Origin of the sequence: Nocardia rosealba (assembly GCF_020216065.1) — a bacterium.
Classification (GTDB): domain Bacteria; phylum Actinomycetota; class Actinomycetes; order Mycobacteriales; family Mycobacteriaceae; genus Nocardia; species Nocardia rosealba.
In genome coordinates, this window is record NZ_JAIWNA010000002.1 from 597,347 (window position 1) to 619,317 (window position 21,971).

20 protein-coding genes are annotated in these 21,971 nt (G+C 68.6%); 10 read left to right on the forward strand and 10 right to left on the reverse strand.

Features of this window, described 5'->3' with window-relative positions; all coding sequences use genetic code 11:
• The first annotated feature begins 119 nt into the window (after nt 1-119).
• Nucleotides 120-434: a hypothetical protein gene (locus tag LDL21_RS09640; protein WP_225279697.1), complete on the forward strand. Its 315-nt coding sequence runs from the start codon at nt 120-122 to the stop codon at nt 432-434.
• A gap of 138 nt (nt 435-572) precedes the next feature.
• Complete coding sequence (locus LDL21_RS09645; RefSeq protein ID WP_225279698.1) at nt 573-1,001, forward strand: DUF779 domain-containing protein; 429 nt, start codon at nt 573-575, stop codon at nt 999-1,001.
• Nucleotides 1,002-1,012: 11 nt separating this feature from the next.
• Here LDL21_RS09645 and LDL21_RS09650 read toward each other — a convergent pair whose 3' ends face one another.
• The 6 genes from LDL21_RS09650 to LDL21_RS09675 form a co-directional block, all read right to left on the reverse strand.
• The gene (locus tag LDL21_RS09650; RefSeq protein WP_225279699.1) at nt 1,013-2,392 is read right to left on the reverse strand and encodes a hypothetical protein; all 1,380 of its coding nucleotides are present in this window, start codon (nt 2,390-2,392) and stop codon (nt 1,013-1,015) included.
• A gap of 16 nt (nt 2,393-2,408) precedes the next feature.
• Nucleotides 2,409-3,227, reverse strand: coding sequence for an ABC transporter permease (locus tag LDL21_RS09655; protein WP_225279700.1), 819 nt, complete (start codon nt 3,225-3,227; stop codon nt 2,409-2,411).
• A gap of 23 nt (nt 3,228-3,250) precedes the next feature.
• On the reverse strand, nt 3,251-4,204 hold the full coding sequence (locus LDL21_RS09660) for an ATP-binding cassette domain-containing protein (RefSeq protein WP_225279701.1): 954 nt from the start codon (nt 4,202-4,204) through the stop codon (nt 3,251-3,253).
• Nucleotides 4,201-5,457, reverse strand: a complete 1,257-nt coding sequence (locus LDL21_RS09665) for a glycosyltransferase (protein ID WP_225279702.1) — start codon at nt 5,455-5,457, stop codon at nt 4,201-4,203. The genes LDL21_RS09660 and LDL21_RS09665 overlap by 4 nt, the downstream gene beginning before the upstream one ends.
• A 2-nt stretch (nt 5,458-5,459) precedes the next feature.
• Complete coding sequence (locus LDL21_RS09670; RefSeq protein WP_225279703.1) at nt 5,460-6,884, reverse strand: condensation domain-containing protein; 1,425 nt, start codon at nt 6,882-6,884, stop codon at nt 5,460-5,462.
• A 215-nt stretch (nt 6,885-7,099) separates the two neighbouring features.
• On the reverse strand, nt 7,100-7,789 hold the full coding sequence (locus LDL21_RS09675; protein ID WP_225279704.1) for a TVP38/TMEM64 family protein: 690 nt from the start codon (nt 7,787-7,789) through the stop codon (nt 7,100-7,102).
• A gap of 119 nt (nt 7,790-7,908) precedes the next feature.
• Between LDL21_RS09675 and LDL21_RS09680 the strand changes: the two genes are divergently transcribed.
• From LDL21_RS09680 to LDL21_RS09705, 6 genes are all read left to right on the forward strand, one after another.
• A complete protein-coding gene (locus LDL21_RS09680; protein WP_225279705.1) occupies nt 7,909-9,780 on the forward strand; it encodes a methylmalonyl-CoA mutase family protein in 1,872 nt (623 codons plus the stop codon).
• Complete coding sequence (scpA, locus tag LDL21_RS09685; RefSeq protein ID WP_225279706.1) at nt 9,780-12,044, forward strand: methylmalonyl-CoA mutase; 2,265 nt, start codon at nt 9,780-9,782, stop codon at nt 12,042-12,044. Before LDL21_RS09680 ends, scpA begins: the two co-directional genes overlap by 1 nt.
• A gap of 142 nt (nt 12,045-12,186) precedes the next feature.
• Nucleotides 12,187-13,269, forward strand: a complete 1,083-nt coding sequence (meaB, locus tag LDL21_RS09690) for a methylmalonyl Co-A mutase-associated GTPase MeaB (RefSeq protein WP_225279707.1) — start codon at nt 12,187-12,189, stop codon at nt 13,267-13,269.
• A gap of 189 nt (nt 13,270-13,458) precedes the next feature.
• Entirely contained in the window at nt 13,459-13,773 is a 315-nt protein-coding gene (locus LDL21_RS09695; protein ID WP_181699642.1) for a hypothetical protein, read from the forward strand.
• 102 nt (nt 13,774-13,875) lie between these two features.
• Complete coding sequence (locus LDL21_RS09700) at nt 13,876-14,241, forward strand: ArsR/SmtB family transcription factor (RefSeq protein ID WP_181699640.1); 366 nt, start codon at nt 13,876-13,878, stop codon at nt 14,239-14,241.
• Nucleotides 14,238-14,705, forward strand: a complete 468-nt coding sequence (locus tag LDL21_RS09705) for an SRPBCC domain-containing protein (protein ID WP_225279708.1) — start codon at nt 14,238-14,240, stop codon at nt 14,703-14,705. The genes LDL21_RS09700 and LDL21_RS09705 overlap by 4 nt, the downstream gene beginning before the upstream one ends.
• Before the next feature lie 2 nt (nt 14,706-14,707).
• Here the strand turns inward: LDL21_RS09705 and LDL21_RS09710 are convergent, their stop codons facing one another.
• Complete coding sequence (locus LDL21_RS09710) at nt 14,708-16,204, reverse strand: multicopper oxidase family protein (protein ID WP_225279709.1); 1,497 nt, start codon at nt 16,202-16,204, stop codon at nt 14,708-14,710.
• Nucleotides 16,205-16,789: 585 nt separating this feature from the next.
• Here LDL21_RS09710 and LDL21_RS09715 point away from each other — a divergent pair.
• Both LDL21_RS09715 and LDL21_RS09720 read left to right on the forward strand, forming a co-directional pair.
• Nucleotides 16,790-17,926, forward strand: coding sequence for a sensor histidine kinase (locus tag LDL21_RS09715; RefSeq protein ID WP_225279710.1), 1,137 nt, complete (start codon nt 16,790-16,792; stop codon nt 17,924-17,926).
• Nucleotides 17,923-18,552 carry a response regulator gene (locus LDL21_RS09720; protein ID WP_225279711.1) on the forward strand — a complete coding sequence of 210 codons (630 nt, stop codon included), beginning with the start codon at nt 17,923-17,925 and terminating at the stop codon, nt 18,550-18,552. Before LDL21_RS09715 ends, LDL21_RS09720 begins: the two co-directional genes overlap by 4 nt.
• Before the next feature lie 184 nt (nt 18,553-18,736).
• Here LDL21_RS09720 and LDL21_RS09725 read toward each other — a convergent pair whose 3' ends face one another.
• The 3 genes from LDL21_RS09725 to LDL21_RS09735 are packed head-to-tail and all read right to left on the reverse strand — an operon-like array spanning nt 18,737 to nt 21,900.
• Nucleotides 18,737-19,624 carry an amidohydrolase family protein gene (locus tag LDL21_RS09725; RefSeq protein WP_225279712.1) on the reverse strand — a complete coding sequence of 296 codons (888 nt, stop codon included), beginning with the start codon at nt 19,622-19,624 and terminating at the stop codon, nt 18,737-18,739.
• Nucleotides 19,621-20,661: a nucleoside hydrolase gene (locus tag LDL21_RS09730; protein WP_225279713.1), complete on the reverse strand. Its 1,041-nt coding sequence runs from the start codon at nt 20,659-20,661 to the stop codon at nt 19,621-19,623. The genes LDL21_RS09725 and LDL21_RS09730 overlap by 4 nt, the downstream gene beginning before the upstream one ends.
• A gap of 27 nt (nt 20,662-20,688) precedes the next feature.
• Nucleotides 20,689-21,900 (reverse strand): FAD-dependent monooxygenase, encoded by a 1,212-nt coding sequence (locus LDL21_RS09735; RefSeq protein WP_225279714.1) that lies wholly within the window; start codon nt 21,898-21,900, stop codon nt 20,689-20,691.
• Nucleotides 21,901-21,971 lie beyond the last annotated feature (71 nt).

Sequence of the window (21,971 nt, forward strand, 5' to 3'; positions counted from 1 at the left end):
GGGGGCCGATGCGAGCGGACACTACCGGAAAGTAACCGGGTTTCGCGGGGCGGCGTCGGCGGTCGCGGAGGGTTGGCTCGCGGCGCGAGCCGGGCTGGGTCCCATCCAGACATCTGCCGGTGGCAATGGTGAAGTTACACAGCAAATGCGCCGAGTCTGCCGATATTCCTCAATCTTTCGACATCAGCGGCTCGGCGCAGGTGCTTGTCGGCAAGTTGTCAGCTATCGATCGGGCGGTGTGGAAGCCGACGATTCGGGGCACCCGGGCTGTCAGGTGTGGCGTGAGGGACCTCACGTCGGTGCGGGTGACGGAATGGCCGCTGCTGTTTCGGAATTTGTTTCCCGCGCCGAAAACACCGGAGGTGATTTTGGTTTCGCGAACATCGCCCGAATTCCGCTTCGCGGAATGGTCGCGGAAGAATGGCAGTCACTGATGGACTCGGCGGAATCGCGGGTGGGTGGCCGGCGGTGAGGGCACTCGTTCGGCAAGGTTCGGGGCGTACCAACGTTGGACCAACCTTGCGCACCGATAGTGTGCACCGAACACCGTCGAGACATGCAAGGAGCGCACCATGGGTAACCGTGCCGGGTCCGTACACCGCGACCGAGATCTCCACGCCCACTGGGGAAGTCACCGTCATCGCGCGATCGAGGCCACCGGCGAAGCCGGCGATGTGCTCGCGCTGCTCACCGCGATGCACGGCCCCGTGGTGCTCTACCTGGCTCCCGGCACAGACGGCTGCAGCCCGATCTGCTTGCGCCGCACCGAATTCTGCCCCGGCGCCGACGATGTCCTCGCCGGTCGCACCGCCGCGCACACCGAGTTCTGGATGGCGGGCGACTTCTACGCCGGCTTCGAGGACCTCGATGTCGGCATCGAGGTGCGCAGCGCGGTGCGAACCGGACGACAATCCGGCTCACTCGAATCCGACTGCGGTTTCCGCTTCACGCTGCGCATCAGCAAGCCCGAAGCCGCGGAACTGGTCGACGAGGCCTCCTGAACCCTTCCCGCTCACCAGAAGCGGGGTGTCAACGACCAATCGGCGAATTCGGCGGCGAGCAGCTCGCGCAATGCGGCCCGGTTCGGGAAACGGTCCGGGTCGGCGCCGGTGACCACCAGGGTGACGGTGTCGTCGTCGCAGGAGAACGCCAGGTTCACGCCGACCTCGACCTGGCGGAACAACTCCACCGGGCCGGGATTCACCACCGGGCGCATGATCACGTCGCGGGCGCGATGACCGTCGAGCACCGCGATGTTCTGCGCGGTGCGACCCATGTTGGTGCACAGGCATTCCGGTGCCTTGGCGGTGCGGGCGAATTTGTGCAGCACCACCTTCGGCAGCAGCATCTGCACCGGCTGCAGGTGTTGGATCGGCGGAATCGTCGCCGGATCGCGGTAGGCGAGGGCGGCGGCCTTGAGCGACGCACGAACCTCGGGCAGGTCGGTGCGGGCGCCGGCGCGGTAGGCGACGCTGATCGGCAGGCCGGTGGTCGCGTTGGCGCGGGGGTCGTCGGCCTCGCGCATCGAGTGCGGAATGTCCACGCGCACTTGCGCTCCGTCGGCGATGCGGCCGCTGCGACCGAGCAGACCGACGGCGACGCCGATCAGCAGGCCGTTGGTTGTGCCACCGTGCGCCGCGGCGACGGCGTCCCACTCGGCCAGGTCGAGCTGGACGATCGCGTCGGCGGCCTGCCAGGTGTCGGCATGCGGCAGCCGGGGCTGGGCCGGACGCGGATTGCGGGCCGGTTCGCTCACACCACGCGCCCGTCGCGCCGCTCGTACACCTCGTGCCACGGCGCGTAGCTGGGCGCGCGCGTCGGCGAGGTCGGCGGCCAACCGGCCGGGCCCGGCCACCGGCCCGACCAGCCTGCCCGCGCTCGCGTCGCGATCGGGCCGCTCACCGCGTCCGAGGCGGTCGAGCGAGTCGACGATCGCGTGCATCATGCCGCCGCCGTCACAGGCGACATGGGAGGCGACGAGGGTGACCACCGTGCCACCGGATTCGGTCGGGGCACCGGCCAGTTGCCACACCAGCCCCCGAGCCGGGTCGAATTCCACCGCGGCCTGCTCGAGGAACCAGTCGAGCACGGCGTCGTCGGGGATCGGGGTGTCCGACCACCGCAGCGGCAGCGACTCGGTGGCGGGTTCCCAGTGGGCGCGCGCGATCGGGAAACGGGTGGTACGCACGCGGCGGGCGATGAAACCCGTGGCCAGATGAGCGTGCCAGCGCTGCAACGACTCCCGGCCGACGGCGGTGTCGAACCGGTAGGCCAGCTGGTTGACCAGGGCGTTGGGGTAGAGGCTGTGAAGTTTGAAGAACAGGTCGTCGTCGGCGGTGATCCGGTTGAGGCCGGTGGTGGCCACCGGAACGACGGGCGAGGTGACGGTCATCGGGGGAATCTCCTGATCAGCGGGAACGCAGGGTGCGCACGGTGAGCGGCGCGAAAACAGCGACCACGACCACCGAGGCCACCAGTGACCACCAGGCGTCGGCGCCGATCGTGCCCTCGGCGGCCAGTGTCCGCACCGCCGACACCAGGTAGGACACCGGATTCAGATCCGAGACGTGGCGCATCCAGGTGGGCATCGCCTCCTCGGGCACCAGCGCGTTGGACGCGAAACCGAGGAAGGTGAGCACCAGCATGCACATGCCCTGCACCGCGGCCGGGCGGGCGATGGTCGCGCCGATGAAGGCGAACAGCCAGCTGATGGCGGTAGTGGCGAAGACGACGAGCACCGCACCCGCGAGGAAACCGGCCGTGTGCTCGGGCCGGTAGCCCATGGCGAAGCCGACGACCACGACCGTCGTCGCGGCCAGCAGGTAGCGCACCGTGCCCGCCAGCAATGCGCCCGCAACCGGTGCCGAGCGGGCGATCGGCATGGCGACGAACCGGTCGAACACACCCGAATGGATGTCCTCGGACAGCTGCACGCCCGTGGCCACCGAGGAGGTGAGCACGATCTGCACCAGCACACCCGGAATCATGATCGGCAGATACGCCGCCATGCTGCCCGCGATGGCGGTGCCGAAGATGTTGCCGAACAGCACCGGCCCCACGATCGGCAACAGCAGTGCGTCGTAGAGCAATTGCGGGCTGTGCCGGAAGGTGAGCAACCCACGCCAGGCCATCATCAGCGAATGCTGCAGCGCGGCGAACGGGCTCACCCTGGTGACGCGCGGTGCGCGCACGACCTGGGTGGTCGTCTTCTCGGTGGTGAGAGTCATTGCGGTGCTTTCACGAAGGGCGGTCATGCCGCGTCGGGGGTGGTCGCGTGGCCGGTCAACGACAGGAACACCTCGTTGAGGTCGGGCCGGTCGACGGCGAATCCGCGTAGCTCGATGCCCGCGGCGCGGCAGGCGGCGACGATGTCGGCGCCCGTTCCCACCTCCGGCAGGGCGACGGTGAGCGTCCCGGTGGAGGACCCCTCGGGCACCTCACCGGTGAGCTCGCAGATCAGCGCCTCGGCCCGGCGCAGGTCGGCGGTATCGGGGATGTCGAGGCGAAGTACCTGCTCGCCGATGGACGACTTGAGTTCGGCCGCAGTGCCTTCCGCGACGAGGCTGCCGCGATCGATCACCGCGATCCGGTCGGCCAGCGCGTCGGCCTCCTCCAGGTACTGGGTGGTCAGCAGCACCGTCGCGCCGCGCTCGACGAGCCCGCGCACGATGCCCCACATGCGGTCACGGGTGTGTGGGTCCAGGCCGGTGGTCGGTTCGTCGAGGAAGATCAGCGGGGGCACGGTGATGAGCGTGGCCGCCAGATCCAGGCGTCTGCGCATGCCACCGGAGAACGCGCTGACGCTGCGCCGCGCCACCGCCGACAACTCGAACTCCTCGAGCAGTTCGTCGCAGCGAGCGGCGGCGGCCCGCCGCGACAGCCCGAACAGCCGGCCGAACAGGCGCAGATTCTCGGCGGCGGTGAGGGTTTCGTCGACGGAGGCGTACTGGCCGGTGAGCCCGATCATCGACCGGACGGCCGTGGCATCGCGCACCACGTCGTAGCCGAACACTTCGGCGCTGCCGCGATCGGGACGCAGCAGGGTGGCCAGCATGCGCACCGTGGTGGTCTTGCCCGCCCCGTTGGGGCCGAGCATGGCGAACACCGAGCCGGCCGCGATGCTGAGATCGATGGCGCCCACGGCGGTGAAGTCACCGTAGGACTTGCCGAGACCGCTGGTGCGGACGGCGATGTCGGTGCTCACTGCGGCCTCCCGGCGTGGTCGAACTGTGGTGTCGGAACAGTCAGGGGGACAAGGGCTTCCACCTCGTCGACGGCGCGGGCCAGGCCGTCGTCGCGGAAGCCGACGGCGTAGGCGGCGGCCCGGGCCACCACGTGTGGGTCGGCGACTGCGTCGAGCAGCGCGTCGAGTCGATCGGCGTCCAGCGCGGCGGCGCGGGTCGTCGCAGCCAGACCGAGCCGTGACAACGCCGTGCCCCAGTAGGGCTGATCGGCCTGGATCGCGCAGATGACCTGCGGCACACCGGCTCTCAACGCGGCGGCGGTGGTCCCGGCGCCACCGTGGTGCACGGCCGCCAGGCAGCGCGGGAACACCGTCGCGTGGTCGACCTGCTCGACGACGGCCACCTCGGGCGAGAGCTCCGGCTCGATCCCGGCCCAGCCCGCCGCGAGCAGCAGTCGCCGCCCGCGCCGCGCACACACGGTGCGCAGCATCTGGACCAGAGCGACCGGATCATCGACGGTCATCGACCCGAAGCCGACATAGATCGGGGCTGGTCCCGCCACCAGCCAGGCCGCCAGCGCGGGATCGGCCGGGGCGCCGAGGAATCCGTCGCTGTCCACGATGAACCCGGTGACCGGGTGCCGTTCGGGCAGCTCGGCAGCCAGCCCGGGAAACAGGTCGGTGTCGTAGGCCTGGACCGACACCCGATCGGGCAGCGGATGGTCGACGATCCCGGACTCGGACAGCGGCTCGGCCAGGGCGGCGTCACGCGCCCACCGCAGACCCGACCAGATCCGGCGGTTGAGCGCACCGGGCACCCGCCGCCCCCAGCCGGTCGGCACCACCGGTACCGACCGGCTGGGGTGGATCGGGAAGAAATGCACTGCCGCCAACGGCAATCCGACGTGGCGCGCCGCCTTCTCCGCCGCCTCCTCGCCCGCCATGCCGGTGACGAGCACATCGTGTCCCGGGGCGAGCGCGAGCAGGTCACGCACCGCCTCGGCGACACCGCGTCGCTGCAGATCCAGCACCGCGCGCATCCGCTGACGCGGACTCGCGCTACGGAAGCGCCGGTCGGCGTGCTGGGTGCGCAACAGTTCGGCGCTGTCACACCCGAACCCGACCGCGGCGATGCCGTGGCCGGTGGCGAACTCGACGAGATTGGGCGACAGCGCGAGCGTCACCGCGTGCCCGCGAGCGATGAGCTCGCGGGCGAGCAGGATGCCGGGCTGGGCATCGCCCCTGCTTCCGGTGAAGGCCAGCAGCGCACGCATGGTCAGCTCGCGCTCAATGCCGCCGGCACGTCGGCGACCGGGGTGGCCGCGGCAGGCGCGGCGATCGTGGTCACCGCGTACATGGCCCGGGCGAATTCGGTGAGGTAGCGGTCCATCACCTCGGCGGGCAGGCCGGCCGGATACCGGGTGGAGACATAGAGGCCCTCGGGGCCGCGCACCACCCAGAAGTACACCTCCTCGGTCGAGTACGAAACCGCGCGCAGGGTCCGTCCGCGCAGGTCGGCGACGAGTTCGTAGTCGGGCAGCATCCGGATGTCGAGGAACGACGCGCCGAAGGTCGGGCCTTCCATCGCACCGACCATGGCCAGCGAGCGACCCCACGAGGCGTCGTTGCAGATATGGGCGCGTTTGAGCGAGGCACGGGTGGCGGTGAGCGCGGCGGCCATGTCGGCGCCCGAGGGCAGGGTGATGTCGACGGGTACGACATTGACGAACCAGCCCATCGACTCGAGCCAGGTCAGGTCGGGCCGGGTGGCGATCGGCATCACGGTGCGGAACCGGTCCTGGCCGAACACCTCTCGCCAGGCCACGGCGAGCGCGGCGAACACCGTGACCGACAGCCGGTGCTTGAGCTGATCAAGCCGGGCCTCCACCTCCTCGAGTTCGGCGATGGTCAGCAAGGTGCGCGACACGCTCGGCTGGGCGTGCTCACCGTCGAGCTCGGCCACCATGCCCGCGCCGAAACGCGGCATCGGGGAGCCGGGGGCGCCGAGAAAATCCCGCCACACCGCCACGGCGGGGGAGTCGGGGGTGAGTTCCTCGGCGGCGGCGCGCTCGACGGCCGCGAAATCGGCGGGACTGCCGAATGTCGAGGAGTCGCGGATCTCGCCGCCGGTGGTGACGGCGGTGTAGAGGGTGCGTAATTCCAGGATCAGCACGGCCTGGGAGTAGGCGTCGAGTACGGAGTGGTCGGCACCGACCAGCACGGTGAAGTCGTCGGTGTCGTGGGCGACCGTCGCGACCAGCAGGTGCGGCCACACCAGTGCCGAGAGCCGCAATTCCAGGACATCGCAGAGGAATTCGTTGATCTGTTCACCGTCGGTGAGATCGGCGACCGGGGCGGAGGTGACGCGCACGGTACCCGGTTCGGTGGTGATGCGGTGGTAGTCGCCGTCGCTGGTGGGTGCGACGGTGGTGCGGAAACCCTCGTGGCGGTCGTGCCACAGCTCGAGGGTCCGTGCCCAGGCGCGCGCGTCGAGCGGGGCGTCCATCTCGAAGATGGTGCCGATCCAGCGGCCACGGCCGGGCTGCGGGTCGTCGGGATCGAGGAAACCGAGGTACTGGGCGTGGACGCTGGCCAGCGGCCGTTCGTCGTCGTGCCAGGAGTCGGGCGAGATCAGCTCAGGGGTCCAGATCGACAGATCGCCGGATCGGATGCGGAAATCGGAGAGATGGGTGTATTCCATGCCGGGTCACCTCATGGTGGAAGAACGTGCCGAGAACGGCGGTGAATGGAAGCGGTGAAGACGGGACGCGACACCGGGTGTTGCTCTGGATCCCGCACCGGATGTAGCTGGCGAACCCTGGGCTATCCGGAGTCTATAACTCTGTGAGAATTCTGAAAGACGGCTTAGTCACAACTTCCAGATGTGAAGAAGATCACTTTCTCAATTGTGATCGATCACCGGCGCGACACCATGCCCCTGGAGTAGGGGGCATCGGTTTCCGGGGCGACGACCGGCATCCGTGCGTCGACGATCAGGCCGAGCAACCCGAAGGCCAGACACACCAGCGACACCGCGATCGCGGCCGGATGCGTGCCGCCGGTCAGCGCGTCGGCCAGCACGACCGTCGCGATGGTCCCCGGCGCCGAGCCGACCACCGTCGCGAGCAGGTACGGAGCGAATCGCACCGAGGACAACCCGCAGCAGTAGTTCACCACCGAGAACGGCGCGAAAGCGATGAGCCGCAGCGCGGCCACCGCGAGCCACCCGCGCTGCGCCAGCCGCAGGTCGACCGCCCGCACCGCCGGATGGGTGAGGTGCTCGGCGACCCGCGCGCGGCCGATCGCCCGCACCCCGAGCAGAGCGAGACCGGCACTCACGCCCGTGGCCCCGAGCGCGATCACCGACCCGAGCAGCGGACCGAACAGCACCCCACTGGTGACTGTCAGTACGGTGCGCGGCACCGGCGCGACCGCGACGAGGGAATAGAAGAGGAAGAACAGCAGGGGAAGCAGCGGTCCCACGCCGCCTGCCCAGTCCCTGACCTGCTGTGGGCCCGGCAACGGAACCAGCGTCGCCACCACGAACAGGGCCGCCAACCCAGTCAGGGTCAGCAGCAGTCGGGGGGAGCGGATCAGCTGGAGCACCGCGACAGCGTACCGGTCGGTAGGGGATGGCCCCAGTGGGTGGACACGATGTCACAGATAGCATCGGAGGCGAACCGGACACATCCCGGTTCGCCGTGACGGAGGAGAGAACAGCAGCTATGCCGATTGGTTCAGAGGCAGGGGCAGGTCTCGCACCGGATCCGGTGCCCGAGTACGCCGCCTGGCGCAAGGGTGTGGCAGGCGTGCTGGCCAAGGCGCGACGGGTCGATGTCGCCGAGCTGCCCACCGAGCCCGAGCATCTGCTCGACGAGACCACCTATGACGGGCTCACCATCGCCCCGCTCTACACCCGCCGCGACGAGCTGCCCGAGCAGCCGCTGCCCGGCACCTTCCCGTTCGTGCGCGGCGGCGACGCCACTCGCGACCCGCAGCGCGGCTGGTTCGTCGGTGCCTTCGCCGGTTCGGCCGACGCCGCGAGTACCAACCGCGCCATCCTCACCGGGCTCGAGAACGGCGTCAGCGCGGTCTTGCTCGGGGTCGGCGCCCACGGCGTGCCGGTCACCCAGATCGCGACCGCCCTGTCCGGGGTGCTGTTCGAACTCGCCCCGCTGTCGCTGGTCGCGGGTGCCGAGGTGAGCGCGGCCGCCGAGCAGGTGTTCGAGGTGCTCGACGGCTACCAGCTCGAGGACCGCACCCAGATCCGGGTCGGCCTGGGCGCCGCGCCGCTCACCGACGCCTTCGCCGGTCACGCCGACCTCGATGTCGAGCAGGCCGTCGCCTTGGCTCGCCGCGCGATCGCCCGTCCCGAAGCGGTGCGCGCGATCACCGTCGACGGCACCGCCTTCCACAACGCCGGTGCCGCCGACGCACAGGAGCTCGGCGCCTCGATCGCCGCCGGTCTGGCCTACTTGCGCGCACTGACGGGTGCGGGCGTCGACATCGCCGATGCGTTCGGTCAGCTCGAGTTCCGCTACGCGGCCACCGACGACCAGTTCGCCACCATCGTGAAGTTCCGCGCCGCCCGCCGTCTCTGGGCCCGCGTCGCCCAGGTGTGTGGTGCGCCCGCCTTCGGTGCCGCCCCGCAGCACGCGGTCACCTCCTCGGCCATGATGACTCAGCGCGATCCGTGGGTGAACCTGCTCCGCACCACCCTCGCCGCGTTCGGTGCCGGTGTCGGCGGGGCCGATTCGGTCACCGTGCAGCCGTTCGACTCCGCCCTGCCCGCGGGCGAACTCGGTGTGTCACAGTCGTTCTCGGAGCGCATGGCTCGCAATATCCAGCTGCTGCTGCTCGAGGAATCCCACCTGGGGCATGTGCAGGATCCCGGTGCCGGTTCGTGGTACGTCGAGTCGCTCACCGACGAACTCGCTGCCAAGGCCTGGGAATTCATGCAGGAGATCGAGGCCGCAGGTGGTTACCCGGCCGCGCTCGACACCGGCCTGATCGCCGCCCGAGTCGCCGAGACCGCCGCCGCGCGCGCCGCCGACATCGCGCATCGCAAGACCGCCGTCACCGGTGTCAACGAGTTCCCGAACCTCGCCGAGGCGCCGCTGTCGGAGCAGGCGCGCGAACAGGCGTCGCTGGTGCGCTACGGTGCCGCGTTCGAGGCCCTGCGCAACCGCTCGGACGCCTACCTCGCGGTGAACGGTGAGCGGCCCAAGGCGCTGATCGTGGCGCTCGGCCCGGTGGCCGAACACAACGCGCGCACCATCTTCACCGCGAACGTGCTTGCCTCCGGCGGCATCGAGTCGGTGAACCCCGGACCGCTCGCCGTCGAGGGAATCGCCGCTGCCGCAGCCGGTTCCGGTGCGCGCATCGCGGTGCTGTGCGGTGCGGACAAGCGCTACGGCGAGGAAGCGGGCGCGGCGGTCGAGGCGCTGCGCGGCGCCGGGATCGAGACGGTGCTGCTGGCCGGGCCGGAGAAGGCCGTCGAGCAGTACAGCGGAACGCAGCGTCCCGACGGATTCCTGAGTCTGCGCATCGACGCGGTCGCGGTCCTGTCGCAGCTGCTGGAGAAGGTGGGAGCCTGATGACCACATCCGATATCGAGCACCGCATCGGCAGTTTCGCCGAGGTGCCGCTCACCGAGCGGGCGCCCGAGCCCGCCGCCGTGGACGCGGATCAGGTGCGGGAGTTCGTGGCCGAGGCGGCCGCGGCCAACCACACCACCGCCGACCAGCTCACCTGGGCCACCCCGGAGGGCATCGACGTACCGCCGGTGTTCACCAAGGCCGACCGTGACGCCGTTGTCGCACAGGGCTATCCGCTCGACACGGTGCCCGGCGTCGCGCCGTTCCTTCGTGGTCCCTACCCGACCATGTACGTGAACCAGCCGTGGACGATCCGCCAGTACGCGGGCTTCTCCACCGCCGCGGATTCCAACGCCTTCTACCGCCGCAATCTGCAGGCGGGCCAGAAGGGTCTGTCGGTCGCGTTCGACCTCGCCACCCACCGTGGCTACGACTCCGATCACCCGCGCGTACAAGGTGACGTCGGCATGGCCGGTGTGGCGATCGACTCGATCCTGGACATGCGTCAGCTCTTCGACCAGATCCCACTGGATCAGGTGTCGGTGTCGATGACCATGAACGGCGCGGTGCTGCCGATCCTGGCGCTCTACGTCGTCGCCGCCGAGGAACAGGGTGTGACGCCCGAGCAGCTGGCCGGAACCATTCAGAACGACATTCTGAAAGAGTTCATGGTCCGCAACACCTACATCTACCCGCCCAAGCCCTCGATGCGGATCATCTCCGACATCTTCGCCTTCACCAGCGCGAAGATGCCGAAGTTCAACTCGATCTCCATCTCGGGGTACCACATCCAAGAGGCAGGTGCGACCGCCGATCTCGAGCTGGCCTACACCCTGGCCGACGGTGTGGAGTACATCCGGGCGGGCATCGCGGCGGGCATGGACGTCGACAAGTTCGCCCCGCGCCTGTCGTTCTTCTGGGCCATCGGCATGAACTTCTTCATGGAGGTCGCCAAGCTGCGCGCCGGGCGCCTGCTGTGGAGCGAACTGGTGTCGAAGTTCGAGCCCAAGAGCGCGAAATCGCTGTCACTGCGCACTCATTCGCAGACCTCCGGCTGGTCGCTGACCGCGCAGGACGCCTACAACAATGTGGCGCGCACCTGCATCGAGGCGATGGCCGCGACCCAGGGCCACACCCAGTCGTTGCACACCAACGCGCTCGACGAGGCACTGGCGCTGCCGACGGACTTCTCCGCCCGCATCGCCCGCAACACCCAGCTGCTGATCCAGCAGGAGTCCAACACCACCCGCCCGATCGACCCGTGGGGCGGTTCGTACTACGTCGAGTGGCTCACCCACCAGCTCGCCGAGCGGGCGCGCGCCCACATCGCCGAGGTGGAGGCGCACGGCGGTATGGCGCAGGCGATTTCGGAAGGCATTCCGAAGCTGCGCATCGAAGAGGCCGCCGCCCGCACCCAGGCGCGCATCGACACCGGGCAGCAGCCGGTGATCGGCGTCAACAAGTACCAGGTCGAAGAGGACCACGAGGTCGAGGTCCTCAAGGTCGAGAACTCGCGGGTGCGTGCCGAGCAGATCGAGAAGCTGGAACGCCTGCGCGCCGAACGCGATTCGGTGGCGGTCGAACACGCTCTGGCCGAATTGACCCGTGCGGCAGCCTCTTCCGAGGGTGGCATGGAGAACAACCTCCTGGCGCTGGCCATCGACGCGGCCCGCGCCAAGGCCACGGTCGGTGAGATCTCCGACGCGCTGGAGAAGGTGTACGGCCGCCATCAGGCCGAGATCCGTACCCTGTCCGGTGTGTACCGTGACGAAGCAGGCAAGGCATCCAACATCGGTGCCGCCATCGCGCTGGTCGAGGAATTCGCCGAGGCCGAGGGCCGTCGCCCCCGCATCCTGGTCGCCAAGATGGGTCAGGACGGGCACGACCGCGGTCAGAAGGTGATCGCGACCGCGTTCGCCGACCTCGGCATGGACGTCGACGTGGGCCCGCTGTTCCAGACCCCCGAAGAGGTGGCGCGCCAGGCGGCCGACAACGACGTCCACATCGTCGGTGTCTCCTCGCTGGCCGCGGGTCACCTCACGCTGGTGCCCGCCCTGCGGCACGCGCTGGCCTCGGTCGGTCGCCCCGACATCATGGTCATCGTCGGCGGCGTCATCCCGCCCGGTGACTTCGACGAGCTCTACGAAGCGGGCGCGGCGGCGATCTTCCCACCCGGCACCGTGATCGCCGACGCGGCGATCGACCTGCTGCGCAAGCTCGGTGCCTCGCTCGGCCACGAGATCGGTGGCGGCGGCCCGGCATGATGTGGCCGGCCCGCTGCGTCATGGACGAATGTGCCTGCGGCGCAGCGGGTTCGGGCCTGCCCGTGTGGGTGGGTGACGGGCACACGGTGGAGGCACCGGGTCGGCGGCAGCGCGGGCCGGTGCCGGTCGGAGGGACACGGACATGAACGAGGCCGCACAGGGCGGGCATCCACGCCTGGGCACCACGGCGGGTGTCGGGGCACCCCGCAACGGCGAACGAGCCGTGGCGCCGACACCGCGCACCATCGACGTCGATGCGCTCGCCGACGGTATCCGCGCCGGTCAGCGTGCCGCGCTGGCCCGGGCGATCACGCTGGTCGAGTCGACCAGGTCCGATCACCGCGAACTCGCCCAGCAGTTGTTGTTGCGGGTGAGCGGTGAACCCGGTGCGGTGGTCTCGAACCGGGTCGGCATCACTGGTGTGCCCGGGGTCGGCAAGTCGACGTTCATCGACGCGCTCGGCATGTACCTGCTCGGCAAGGGGCATCGGGTCGCGGTGCTGGCCGTCGACCCGTCCTCGACCCGTACCGGTGGGTCGATCCTCGGTGACAAGACCCGGATGGCACGGTTGTCGCTGGAAGCCGACGCGTTCATCCGGCCCTCGCCGACGGCGGGCACGCTCGGCGGCGTCGCCAAGGCCACCCGCGAAACGATCGTGCTGCTCGAAGCGGCCGGCTACGACGTGATCCTGGTGGAGACAGTCGGCGTCGGCCAGTCCGAGGTGACCGTCGCCAACATGGTCGACGTGTTCTGCTTCCTCACCCTGGCCCGCACCGGCGATCAGTTGCAGGGCATCAAGAAGGGTGTGCTCGAGCTGGCCGAGGTGGTCGCGGTCAACAAGGCCGACGGCAAGCACGAGATGGAAGCCAAGAGCGCCGCGCGGGAACTCTCCGGCGCGCTGCGGCTGATCCACCCGCACGACGCCCTGTGGAAACCTCCGGTGCTCACCATGAGCGGGCTGGAAGGTCTTGGCCTGGACAAGTTCTGGGACACCGTGCTCGAACATCGGCGGGTGCTCACCGAGGCGGGGGAGTTCGCCGAGAAGCGGCGCCGTCAGCAGGTCGACTGGACCTGGACCATGGTGCACGACCAGATCCTGCGCCGCCTGACCGACAATCCGCGCGTGAAAGAGGTTCGCGCGCAGGTGGAATCGGCTGTTCGCGCCGGAGAGCTCACCCCTGCTCTCGCCGCCGAGGAAATTCTCACGGCATTCGACCGGAGTTGACGATCGCCCCGCAATAGCTGGCCGTGGTAAGGCTTGCCTATCGCGTCGGCGTCCGCTGGGGTTCATGGTTTTTCACCTCGAAGTTCGCGGATGATATTCCGTTGCCGCTCCATTCGCCAGCTGTTGTCTGCGTCGATTTCCGTGGATGCTGGAAGGTAGACGCCGCAAGCGACTGCCGAGGAGGTAGTGATGGCGATCTACCGCACGAATCGGATCATGGGTAGCGACAAGACCCCCGAGCAGGCGGTTCTCGGGGGAGATGGCCGGTGGCGGCTCACCTGGTTGCCGGAATTCGGCCTCACGACTGATCAGGCGGTATCGGGACTGCGCCTGGATGAGATTCTCAGCGACCCGGATCTGGTCTACGACCGGATGGCGCTGGCCGAGGCCACTACCTGCGCCGATCGCATCGGCATCATCCTCGAGCTCGCGATGGTGCGCTTGTGGAAGCGGCTGAACAGCGCCATCGCACTCTGTGGGCTCTTCATGGCCCGACTCGCCTGACCTGGCTCGACAAGGATCTTTCAAAACCCACAGCGCGGACCGCAGTGGGTTTTTCTTGTCCGGGGGTTGCGCGAGGGGGCGTCTATATGAATACTTAGGTATGTGCCTAAGTATTCGAGCGGTGAAGCGGACGGGAGACTCGACGATGTCTTCCGGGCGCTCATGGATCCGACTCGGCGGGCGATCGTCGAACGGCTGACGCGGGGACCCGCGTCGGTGTCCGAACTCGCGGCGCCTTTCGACGTCGCGATGCCGACGATCGTGCAGCACCTCAAAGCCCTGGAAGCGGGGCGGATCGTCGCCTCGGCCAAGGTCGGGCGCGTGCGCACCTACCAGTTGGTTCCCGGCGCCTTCGGGGCCGCGATCGACTGGCTGGGGCGCCAGCGTCCACCCGCCGAAAGACAGCTCGACAGGCTGACCGCATTGCTCACCGAAACAGCGAAATCCTCAGAAGGAGAACAACAATGAACACCGTGACCCGTTCCGTCAAGCACGCCCAGTTCACCATCGAGCGGGAGGTGCCCGTCGCGCCGTCCGTCGCCTTCGGGGCCTTCGCCGACCCCGCGATCAAGAGTCGCTGGTTCGGTGGCGAGGAAGGCTGGGAGCAGGGTGAGGTCTCCATGGACTTCCGTGTCGGCGGCCAGGAGGTCAACGAGGGCACCTTCGAGGGGAAGATGACCTCCCGCTTCGTCGCCACCTACACCGACATCATCGACGACGAGCGTCTCGTCTACACCTACGACATGTGGATCAACGGCGACCACATCTCCACCTCGGTCGCCACCTGGGAATTCGAACCGACCGCGGCGGGCACCAAGCTCACCCTCGTCGAATTCGGTGCTCACCTGGACGGTTTCGACACCGGCGCACAGCGGGAAGAGGGTACTCGCGAACTGGTCGAGAACCTCGTCCGTTACCTTGCCGCCGCCTAGGTTCAGTGATGGCCCTTCGCGCCCATGTCCATGGCCATCGGCGCGGGCCGCTGTCCCGGGGCGAGGACCAGGAACTGGCCCATCATCCCCTGATCCTCGTGGTGGAGCAGGTGGCAGTGGAACATGTAGGGGTAGGTGGGGTCGGTGTGGTCGGCGAAGCGCATGGCCAGGGTGTAGGTCGAGCCGGAGCTGGTGTAGACGGTGTCTTTCCACCCGGATAGTGCTGGGGGAGGGGTCTTTCCGTCGACGGTGAGGACCTGGAACTGCACATCGTGGACATGGAAGTTGTGCGGCCAGTTGTCCTTGTTGCGCACCGACCACACCTCGGTGGTGTCCACGGGGATGGTCATGTCGATGCGGTTCATGTCCATGCGCTGGTTGTTGATCATGAACCACTGCAGGTCGAAGGACCGTGTCGCCGGGGTCGTCGCGGCGGCGAGCGCGGTCATCGGGATCAAAGACGCGGGTAGGGGTGCGCTGGGGCGGAGGGTTTCGGCGGCCTGGAGGGCAAGGATGTCGAAAGTGTCGTCGAAGCCGAACTCGGCGGCACGGTCGATGCCCGCGCGGTCGGTGATCGGCAGCGACCGCAGCGTGGTGTTCTCGCCGGGACGCAGTGCGATCACGATCTCGGCGCGCTCGCCGGGGCTGAGCTGGAGCTGTTCCAGCGCAACGGGTTTCGGTAGTAGCCCGCCGTCCGTGCCGATCAGGTGGAAAACCCGGCCGTCGGCGAGGGAGAGGTTGTAGAGGCGGCCCGAGGAGCCGTTGAGGACGCGCAAACGCACCCGTTCGGTGGTGACCCGCAGGTGCGCGCCCGCGATGCCGTTGGTGACGATGGTGTCGCCCAGCAGGCCTACATCGGTGGGATCGGACTCGTCCACGGCGCCGTCGGCGGTGAACCGGCGGTCCTGGATCACCAGCGGAATATCGTCCACCCCATACTCTTTGGGCAGGGGCAGCGCATCGGCGGCAACGTCATCGATGAGGAAGAAGCCGGACAGACCCCGGTGCACATGCTTTTCCGTCGCACCGTGCGGATGCGGGTGATACCAGAGGGTCGCGGCCTGCTGCTGCACCGTCCAGTTCGGCGTCCACACCGCGCCCGGCGCGATCATCTGGTGCGGCCCACCGTCGAACTTCGCGGGCAGGTGCATGCCGTGCCAATGCACCGACGTCGCCTCGGACAGGGCATTGCTGATCGCGAACTCGACCCGCTCACCCCGCCGCGCCCGCACCGTCGGGCCGAGCACCGACCCGCTGTAACCCCAGGTAGCGGTCGTGACCCCGCGCAACATCTCGGTCGTGCCCGCCTGGGCTCGCAGGGTGAACCGCCGGACACCGTCAGCACCGACGGTCGACGGCGCGAGCGGCGGGATCGGCAGCGGACGGGTGCCGTTCGCGGCCGAAACGGACGGTTGAACCGAACACCCGGCCGCGTACACCACCGGGGCCAGCGCCAAGCCGGCGAGGAAACCTCGTCGCGAAACCACAGGTAACTCCATCTCTGAGTGGGAACCCCCAGCTTCGCCCGGTTCCTGCGCACCCGGCTCAGCCCACCGGCCCGACCACCGCCCGAAAATTCCGCCCGCCCGACCCTTGCGCACCTTCCTGTGAGCTGCTAGTGGGTATCGCGGAAGATCCTGGCCTCCGTTAGGCGATGCCTCCGGGCGCCCGAGGGGCCGCCGCTCGCAGCCGAACCCCAGCGGCGCGAAGCCGCGGCGGCCAGGAAAGTCGCGAGCCCCGCTGGGCCCGGGATTCGGAAAGGACGAACGAACTTCGCGGCGTCACTCCCGCTGCCCGCAACGACGGTGACGGGGCGCAATCCTGGCGGGGTACGCAAGCGCGGCGCTCGGACCGAGCCGACGTTCCGCGTCGGAGCGGCGCACTCCCCTGATGTACCCGGGTCGGCGCGAGCGGCGTGTAACCCGGCCATGCCCGGCGGCGGCCGTTCCGGGCCGACCATAGCGACACTGGGCGATCGGCCTGCACGCCGCGCTACAGCGTCGCAGGCACGCGGCGGCGGATGGTCCGGTGTGTCGGGGTTGCGGGCGGTCGGGCCTTCCCCGGTCGACGCATACGGTGGGAACGTGATCGATGTGCGCCCTGACCCGCGCCGCCTGCTGCGGTGGCTGCCGCTGGCTGTGGTCCCGGTGCTGCTGGCGGCCAGCACATACCCGGGTCAGTTCCGAGTGCCTGTGCACTATTGGGTGCTCGCGATGAGCGCCGCGGTGGTGTTCGCGGTGGGGCGGCGGTGGCCGTTGGCGGTGTCGCTCATACTGTCGGCTCTGGCGGTTCCCATGTTTCGTACCGAGGCGTGGGGTGTGGCCGGTCTGGTGCCGTACCTCGGGGCCGTGGCGCTGGTCGATGTCGTCGCCCGGACCGACCGGCGCCTGACCGTCGTACTCGCGACCGTCGGGTGGGCGGCAGCGGTTGTCCTCGGGTGGATCGGGCTGCACGACACATCCATCGGTCGCGCTTCCACCCTCGTCGAGGGCGTCGCCTACGTCGGGTTGCCGCTGCTGCTGGGGTTGTACCTGCGCGGGCAACGAGAGCTGGCCGACAATCTGCGCCTGCGCGCCGCCGACGCCGAGGCACGCACCCGCCTCGACGAGCGAGCGGCGATGGCCAGGGAACTGCACGACGTCGTCGCCCATCACATGGCCTCGATCATCCTGCGGATCTCGGTGGCCGGTCACGTTGTCCGGCAAGCGGATCCGCGGATCACGGCGGTCCTCGACGATGTCCGAGCCACAGCGGCCGACGCGCTGGGCGACATCCGGAGACTGCTCGCGGTCCTCCGCGATCCCGCGCTGGGGGAGGTGGCGCTGGTCGAGCCCGACGCCGTCGGTGCGGAGATCGACGACGCCGTCGCACGCGTACGAGCCGCCGGATTCACTGTCGAGTCGACAGTCGGTGACCTGAGTGGGCTCGATGCCATTCGAAGGCTCACCCTGCTCCGGCTGGTGCAGGAATCGCTCACCAATGTGATGAAGCACGCGAATCACGCTGTGCCGGTGCGATTCACGATCGACCGGGACGACAACGGCATCACCCTGACCGTCGTCAGCGGCGCCGACCATGCCGCGACAACGCCCGGCCACGGCATCGTCGGCATGCGTGAGCGCACCGAACTCGCCGGCGGCACACTGACCGCCACCGCCGAGGACCAGCGCTGGGTCGTGCGCGCCCACCTTCCGGACCGGCCCCGAGGAGGACAAGAATGATCCGCGTACTACTCGCCGACGACCAACGCCTGATCCGGGCCGGACTGCGGATGCTCATCGAAGACACCGACGACATCGCCGTCGCCGGAGAGGCCGCCGACGGCGTCGAAGCGGTCCGCCTGTACACCGAACTACGTCCCGACCTGGTGATCATGGACCTGCGCATGCCAGGCCTCGACGGCATAGGCGCCACCCGGCAGATTCTCGCCACCGACCCCCGGTCGAAGGTCCTGGTGCTGACCACCTTCGACGACGACGAACACCTGTTTCCGGCCCTGTCCGCAGGCGCCACAGGCTATTTCGTGAAAGACACCGACCCCACCGTCCTCCTCGACGCCATCCGCCGCACCGTCGAAGGCGACCTCCTCTTCTCACCCACCCTGCTCCGCAGGCTCATCACCCGAGCACTGACAACCCCGCCCGAAACCCCTTCACCCCCACCCGATCTCACCGCCCGCGAACGCGACGTTCTGCACCTGGTAGCCGAAGGCCACGGCAACCAGGAAATCGCCGACCGCCTCCACCTCGGCGTGAGCACCGTCAAAACCCACATCACCAACCTGCTCGACAAAACCGGCACCGACAACCGCGTCCGCCTCGCGGTCTACGCCTCCAAAATGGGCTGACCTGCGCTACCCACAATGCTCAGAACGGAGATCGGGACCTCCAGTATCGGCGGGCGGGCGACAGCAACCTGACCGGTGCGAAAAACTGTGATCGCCCCAACCGCTCGCCGACGAAACCTTCCTGCACCTGTGGTGAGGCGCCGTCAGAGCGGGTAGTCGGCGGTCAACAGGCGGGAGACAATCCTTAAGGCGCGTCGAGGTCGAAGAGGTGGGCGGCGTTGTCGTGGCACACCTTTCGGAGCCAGTCGGGGCCGAGGTCGAGGCGTTCGAGGGCGGCGACTGCCTCGGCGTACGGGTAGGGGATGTTGGGGAAGTCGCTGCCGAAAAGGATGCGGGGGCCGAAGGCGAGGAGACGGTCGCGTTGGTCGGCGGGGAAGGGGGCGCCTGCTTCGCTGAAGTCGGTCCAGACCATGGTGGTGTCGAGGTAGAGCCGGGGGTATTGCTCGGCGAGATCGAGGAACTCGCGGTATTCGGGGGTGCCCATGTGGGCGATGATCAAGCACAGGGCGGGGAAGCGACGCAGGAGTTCGGCGATGGGGGCGGGGCCGGTGAACTCGCCGGGGGCGGGGCCCGAACCACAGTGGATGAGGACAGGGACGCCGCTGTCGGCGAGGATCGACCAGACCGGGTCGAGTAGCGGGTCGAGCGGGGAGAACCCGCCGACCTGGATGTGCACCTTGAAGATTCGCGCACCGCGCTCGATCGCCTCGGCCACATAGCGTGGTGCGTCGGGTTCGGGGTAGAAGGTTGCGGTGTGCAGGCAATCGGGGGTACGGGCGGCGAACTCGGCGGTCCACTCGTTGAGCCACTCACCCATATTCGGTTTGTGCGGGTACACCAAGGAGGTGAACGCACGAACACCGAAGTCGCGCAACGTTTTCAGACGCACCTGTTCGTCGTCGCGATAGGTGATCGGCCAGGGGCGGCCGGTGAGGGGGCCGGCCGTGTCGAAGTAGGCCCACACCTTGCGCATCACCTGATCGGGCATGAAGTGGGTGTGCACGTCGACGATCGCGGGAAGCTCCAGCCTGCGGCGGAAATCGGCGAGATAGGTGACGGTGTCGATGGTCATGAGTGCTCCGGGTACAGGCGTCGCGCGAACGCTCCGACGCGGGTGACGAGACGGTCGAAGAACACGGCAGGGTCGGTGCCGATCACTATGTCGGCGTTGGGTTCCCGGCCCCACATGCCCGCCCAGTCGGCGACGGTCGTGGCCCGGGTGATGGTGCCGGCCAGCTCCACGTCCACGGTCGCGGGCCTGGTGGTCGCCAGGGTGGGGTCGAGCGCGACGGCGGCGGCGAACGGGTCGTGCATGTGCGCGAGGTACCCCAGGTCGTACTGGTGGTGGAAGTCGAAATAGAAACGCACCGCGTCGGTGAGGTACCGCACGATCGGATTGGTTGCGGCCGAACGCCATTCGGCCGGATGACCCGCCGCGACCAGATCCGGCGAGGTACTACCCGCGGCCTCGGCCAGCAGGACGAGATGCTCGGGCCGCATCTCGATTCTCTCGGTGATGTCGAGCGCGCACACCAGCGGGCGACGATCCGGTGGCGCGGCGGAGAAGGCGTCGAACACCTCCTTGGCCGCTTCCGGATCGACGTGGATGTTCCACTCGTTGGTCGGCGTCGTATTGCCGGGGTGATTGAACGCCCCACCCATCACGACCAGCCTGCGCAACAACCGGGGCAGCTCGGGTTCCATCCGCAAGGCCAACGCCAGGTTGGTGAGCGGGCCGGTGCACAACCCGATCGCCGCACCGGGATTCGCGCGCGCCAGCTCCACCCACATCCGCGCCGCCGACCGCTCCGAAACCTCGCGTGGCGACAGCGGCAGGACCGCGTACCCGAGTCCCTGCGGACCGTGCGTGTCCTCGGTGGTGCGCAGCGGTATCGCCAGCGGCTCGGCCGCGCCTAGTGCCACTTCGATTTCGGGTGCCCGGCCGAGATCCAGCACGGCGAGCGTATTGGCCGCCACCTGCGCGGCAGGCACATTGCCCGCCGTGGCCGCGATCCCGAGGATCTCGGCCTCCGGTGAGGCGAGCAGATAGAGCATGGCCAGGGAGTCGTCGATTCCGGTATCGACGTCGAGGATGATCGGCTGCGCCACGTTTCGAGAGTAACCAGGCGCCCGCACTCAGTAGCGCGGCAGGGCGAAGTCCTCGTTGTCGGCGAAGAACAGCTTCGCGGTGATCGGGCGCATCGGCCGCGATGTCAGCAGCCGCACACTGACCCGCATCAGCCGGGTCATCAGGGCACTGCGCGGAACCATCATGTCGATGCCGCCACCAGGAATCTCCTTGGCCTTGGATAGGAATGGGGTGATCGCGTCCTGGTAGCGGCGCAGTGCCGCAGGCAGATCATGCGGAGTGGCGGCGATCTCGGCGGCCAGCACATACCCGCCGACGATCGCCATCGCGGTACCCATGCCCGTCAGCGGAGAACCGCAATACCCGGCGTCGCCGACCAGCGTGACCCGGCCGACGGCCAGTTCGGGCACGTCGACGCGGGCGAGGTCGTCGAAGTAGAAGTCCGGCGTCGTCTCCATCGCGGCCAGGATCTCCGGGGCCCGCCAGCCCGCGTCACGCAGGGCTCCTCGCAGGAGCGCGCGTTGGGCTTCGGGGTCGCGGCGCAGGGCGGGATCGATGTCGGTGCGCACCATGATGATGGCCTTCGCGGTGGCAGGGTCACCGTCGGGCCGGATGCCGAGCATCGCTCCGGGCAGCAGGCGCATGGCGAACCAACCGGGTTCGGCGTCGGCGGGGGTCGGCATCGTGAAGAACGCGCCGTAGGCGCCGAGGTTGGTGACGAACCGGTCTTCCGGGCCGAACACCAGGCGGCGGGTCGCCGAATGCACACCGTCGGCGCCGATCACCAGATCGAAGCGCCCGGTCGCGCCCGAGGCGAAGGTGACCTCGACGCCGGTGTCGTCCTGCTCGACGCGCTCGATCCAGTCACCGTATCGGTAGTCGAGGTGACCGTCGTCGGCTGCGGTCACCGCGTCGAGCAATACCTGATTGAGATCGCCACGGGTGATCTCGATGTCGGCGACGGCGCCCTTGCCGTCGAAGTCCTCCATCGCCATACGGGCATAGACCCGGCCGTCACCGTCGACGTAGGCCATACCGCGTTCGTCGAGCTGGTACTTGCGGATGCCCTCCATCAGCCCCATGCGTTCGACCGCTTCCTTGCTCGGTCCGCGCAGATCCACCGCCTGCCCGCCGGGCCGGGGGACCGCCGCCCGTTCCACGACCGTGGTGCGAATGCCCTTGCGCAGCAACTGGAGTGCGACCGTGTTGCCCGCGATGCCGCCGCCGGCGACCAGAACGTGCAGTGCAGTGGTGGTCATAGTATGTCCGCCTCGAGAAGTTGAACGAATGTCTTAGACCAATGTCTAACAGAGGTTTGCACGGATGTCTA

Bases quoted from the DNA above. Each gene is read 5' to 3' on its own strand.
- LDL21_RS09645 (WP_225279698.1), top strand. From the start codon at position 573: ATGGGTAACCGTGCCGGGTCCGTACACCGCGACCGAGATCTCCACGCC.
- LDL21_RS09650 (WP_225279699.1), bottom strand. From the start codon at position 2,392: ATGACCGTCACCTCGCCCGTCGTTCCGGTGGCCACCACCGGCCTCAAC.
- LDL21_RS09655 (WP_225279700.1), bottom strand. From the start codon at position 3,227: ATGACTCTCACCACCGAGAAGACGACCACCCAGGTCGTGCGCGCACCG.
- LDL21_RS09665 (WP_225279702.1), bottom strand. From the start codon at position 5,457: ATGCGTGCGCTGCTGGCCTTCACCGGAAGCAGGGGCGATGCCCAGCCC.
- LDL21_RS09670 (WP_225279703.1), bottom strand. From the start codon at position 6,884: ATGGAATACACCCATCTCTCCGATTTCCGCATCCGATCCGGCGATCTG.
- LDL21_RS09680 (WP_225279705.1), top strand. From the start codon at position 7,909: ATGCCGATTGGTTCAGAGGCAGGGGCAGGTCTCGCACCGGATCCGGTG.
- scpA (WP_225279706.1), top strand. From the start codon at position 9,780: ATGACCACATCCGATATCGAGCACCGCATCGGCAGTTTCGCCGAGGTG.
- meaB (WP_225279707.1), top strand. From the start codon at position 12,187: ATGAACGAGGCCGCACAGGGCGGGCATCCACGCCTGGGCACCACGGCG.
- LDL21_RS09695 (WP_181699642.1), top strand. From the start codon at position 13,459: ATGGCGATCTACCGCACGAATCGGATCATGGGTAGCGACAAGACCCCC.
- LDL21_RS09705 (WP_225279708.1), top strand. From the start codon at position 14,238: ATGAACACCGTGACCCGTTCCGTCAAGCACGCCCAGTTCACCATCGAG.
- LDL21_RS09710 (WP_225279709.1), bottom strand. From the start codon at position 16,204: ATGGAGTTACCTGTGGTTTCGCGACGAGGTTTCCTCGCCGGCTTGGCG.
- LDL21_RS09720 (WP_225279711.1), top strand. From the start codon at position 17,923: ATGATCCGCGTACTACTCGCCGACGACCAACGCCTGATCCGGGCCGGA.
- LDL21_RS09725 (WP_225279712.1), bottom strand. From the start codon at position 19,624: ATGACCATCGACACCGTCACCTATCTCGCCGATTTCCGCCGCAGGCTG.
- LDL21_RS09735 (WP_225279714.1), bottom strand. From the start codon at position 21,900: ATGACCACCACTGCACTGCACGTTCTGGTCGCCGGCGGCGGCATCGCG.